1 protein-coding gene is annotated in these 2898 nt (G+C 61.4%); it reads right to left on the bottom strand.

Annotated elements, in window-relative coordinates; all coding sequences use genetic code 11:
• Positions 1–2881: choice-of-anchor D domain-containing protein (locus FJY67_11850; GenBank protein ID MBM3330140.1), on the bottom strand; the 2881-nt coding region annotated here is incomplete at its 3' end.
• Positions 2882–2898: the final 17 nt, after the last annotated feature.

Genomic DNA, 2898 nt, shown 5'->3' on the forward strand with positions numbered 1-2898 from the left:
TCCAGCCATTCGAGCAGAACCGCACCTGGCCATAGTTCTGGCCGTAGTAGGGAAAGTTGAATCCGAGGTTGTAAGGCCCGACGTTGATGTCGTCGCCGCCCTGCAACTGGACCCGGCCCTGCATATTGACGATGTCGATCCACTCGAACTGCGGGCCATCGCCCTCATCCGAAGCGCGCCATTCGTAACCGGCTTGATCGGGGTTGCCGCGCCGGTCGCGTCCGGGCAGATTGCCTTCGGCATTGCGCAATCCGCGGCCCGAGGCGTCGCGGCGATTGCCCTGGTCGCGGTCGGGTTGGGCAACGATGCTCCAGATGAGGTCGTCGCCGCCGTCACCGGCCACATTGGCAATCTGCAGGTTGCGCACCACCGGATCGTCGTCAAGCAGCATCCCAACGCGAACGGTGGCATCGGTCTCGAGATCCGGCGGGGTTATGCCCTGCCCGACGAGGTCGAACCAGAAAGTGCCGCCGCCGTCGATGTTACGGGCGCTGGAGACGAAGGTGATCCGTCCGCCGCGATCGTTGATGTCCTGCGGGGTGAAGAGGATGTAGAAGACATCCCGTTCTCCCGGAGCCAGGACGAGATCAACGTCGAAGTCGGTGCCGAACTCGTCGGGGTTGTCGCTATCCACACCTTCGAAGGTGAGGTCACGGGTTCCGACGTTCCGGATTTCCACCGCCATCTCCGCCTGGGCACCGACATAAACCCGACCGAAGTCGTGCACATCCGCGGCACCAGCCATCGGCTCGGCAATCGGGTTAGTCTGAACCGCGGCTTCGCCGGTCACATGGACGAGGATGTTGACGTCCACCTGCGGATTCGCCGGGTCGTTCGATAGGATCATCAGGACTGCTTCATAGTCGCCATCGACGAGACCTTCGGCATTCAGCGTTACGACGATGTTTTCATCGCCGCCGGCATCGATGGTGCCGTCAGAAGGATCCCATGCCAGCCACCGGGTACCGCCAGCCGCGTCCGCCCAACGCGTCAGGTTGACGCACTCGGCCATCGACGACCAGCGCCAGTTCGCTTCATAGAAGAGCGTTCCGGTGATGCCGGTGTAGAGCACATGACCGCGACCAAAGGGCCAATCGGCAAGGATCGCCTTGTCGGCGTGACCTTCCGGCTGATAATACCAGACCGCTTCTTCGGGCAGACTGTTACGGAGGACGTGGTTGTAGTTGAGCGAATTGCCACGCATCCGCGTCCGTATCCGGTTCGCGTCCTGGTTGTCATCGCGGAAGAACTCGAACGGGGTCAGGAGCGGATAGTCCTCTTCCACACCTGCAGCCAGCCCATTGCCCTGCTGGTTCAGGAACATCGGATTGACCGTTCCCCAGTCGCCGCCGGGGCCGTTGACGACTGCGACGTTGCCGTCGTCACTGAACAGGTTGATCTGCTGGAAGGTGTTGCTGCCGCAGAACATCGAATAGACGCCGCCGCCGTCAACATATTCCATGATCTGGTCCCGACGCTGGGTGTAGGCCTGGAAGAACGCCGCCGACTGGTCCTCACCGGTCGCTACGAGATCGTATTGCGACAGGTCAACATCGGCCAGGTTTTCCATATTGGCCATATCGGGCCGCGGATCCTGATTCTGGAACACTTCCAGCCAGGAGTTGCGGTCGAACCAGCCGTATTGATCCTGAGCGCCCTTGACCAGAAGGATGCGCAAGTCATTCGGCTCGTCGCGACGTGGCCCAAGATTCAGCCGCTCCATTCCGCCGACCGGCGGATTGTTGAGCACCGAAGCCGGAATCTGCTGCCGATCAGTCTTGCTGGCACCGAAGTCGATCCAGCGCTCTTGCGCCACCGGTCCGGCGAAGCCATCCGCAATGCGCAGATTGCGCCGACCGGCGTCCCGCCGACGGGCACCCTCCGGCTCGCTGATGATCTCCGAATCGGTCGTCCAGCGCAAGGGCGCCTGGCCGCCGTTCGAGACGTTGATCACGTGTTCCTGCACCTCGCCAGTGATCATATCGGTCTCGATCGCTTGCGGATCGACGCCGATTTCCGGCGGGGCAGAGGTCGTGCCGTGCATTGCAATCGCGATGTCGTCGTTATTGCCGGCATTCGAGACAAAGGTCATCGTCCCGGCATGCTCGCCATCTTCGGCGGCATCCAAGATAAAGTTGACCACCGTCGCTTCGCCTGCACCCAACTCAAACGAACGCGGATCGGCGTAGAAGTTGTCGTCATCCGAGACGATGTCCTCGACGACGAGGTTCGCCGTGCCGGTGTTCTCGATCGTGACCGGAATGCTGTAAGGTCCACCGGTGAAGAGGTCGGGGAAGCGGGCATCCCACTGGTCCCAGTCCATGATGTCCGGGAAGCCGGCCGCTTCGTCCCAAGTCGCTTCCATCACCGGCGCACCGGTCACGTGCAGGAGGACATTGACATCGACCTGCGGCGACGCCGGGTCGTTCGAGAAGATCATCAGGACGCCTTCGTAGTCGCCCTCGACCAGACCCTCAGCGCTAAGCGTAACGACGACGTTTTGATCGCCGCCGGCGTCGAGTTCGCCCTCGGTCGGGTCGTATCCAAACCAGTAGGTCTCAGCGATGCCGTCGTCAACAACGAACCAACGCTGGTCGTCCCAACGACCGCACCAGAGGTTGTAGCCGTCATGACCAACACCGCAGTAAGGATACTGCGCCGGCCAGTTGAACTGCTGAACCAACTGCGGAGCATTACCCGAAACGTTATACTGACGAACTACGCCCGACGAGTTAGCCCAAAGATGACCCGCGTCATGCTTCGGAACCCAGCCGATCGCCCAGGCGTCGAACCCGATAACGTTACGGAAATTCATCGTCCGCAACTGCTGACGATCACCGACCCGGATCACATGCAGATTCTGCGTCGCGGCGCTGTTCATCCAGACCACGCCCTCGT

Source organism: Calditrichota bacterium (assembly GCA_016867835.1).
In the GTDB taxonomy this organism is placed as follows: domain Bacteria; phylum Electryoneota; class AABM5-125-24; order Hatepunaeales; family Hatepunaeaceae; genus VGIQ01.